Source organism: Bradyrhizobium sp. Ken64 (genome assembly GCF_055807555.1).
In genome coordinates, this window is the sequence record NZ_JBVVPA010000082.1 from 1 (window position 1) to 653 (window position 653).

The following is a 653-nucleotide window of genomic DNA, read 5'->3' on the forward strand; positions in this document are numbered from 1 at the left end:
CAGAGCCTGTCGAGCCAGGTCGCCGACGTCTCCGAGCAGGCCTCCAGCAACATGCAGTCGGTCGCCACCGCGACCGAAGAGCTCTCGGCCTCGGTCGAGGAGATCGGCCGCCAGGTCCGCGATTCCAGCCGTATTGCCGAAGCTGCCGTGGTGCAGGCAAAGGAGACCGATAACCGTATCGGCAAGCTCTCGCATGCCGCCCAGCAGATCGGCGAAGTCGTCAAGCTCATCACGGCGATCGCCGAGCAGACCAATCTTCTAGCGCTCAACGCGACCATTGAGGCGGCACGCGCCGGTGAAGCCGGCCGCGGCTTTGCAGTTGTCGCCAGCGAAGTGAAGTCGCTGGCGAGCCAAACCGCGAAGGCCACCGACGAGATCTCCTCGCACATCACGGGCATGCAAGGGGCGACGGCCGAGTCGGTTGCGGCGATCAAGGAGATCGGCGCGACCATCGGCCAGATCTCGTCGATCTCGACGTCGATTGCGAGCGCAGTGGAGCAGCAAGGCGCGGCGACGCAGGAAATCGCGCGCAGCGTCCAGACGGTCGCACAGGGCACTCAGACCGCCGCCACCGACATCGGCCAGGTCAACCGCGGCGCCGCTGAAACCGGCTCGGCCTCGGAAGAGGTGCTGCACTCGGCCAAGACGCTGTC

1 protein-coding gene is annotated in these 653 nt (G+C 66.3%); it reads left to right on the forward strand.

Annotated elements, in window-relative coordinates; all coding sequences use genetic code 11:
- Positions 1-653, forward strand: a 653-nt coding sequence (locus AC0L2F_RS35735) for a methyl-accepting chemotaxis protein (RefSeq protein ID WP_473251524.1), incomplete at both ends; no start/stop codon positions are given.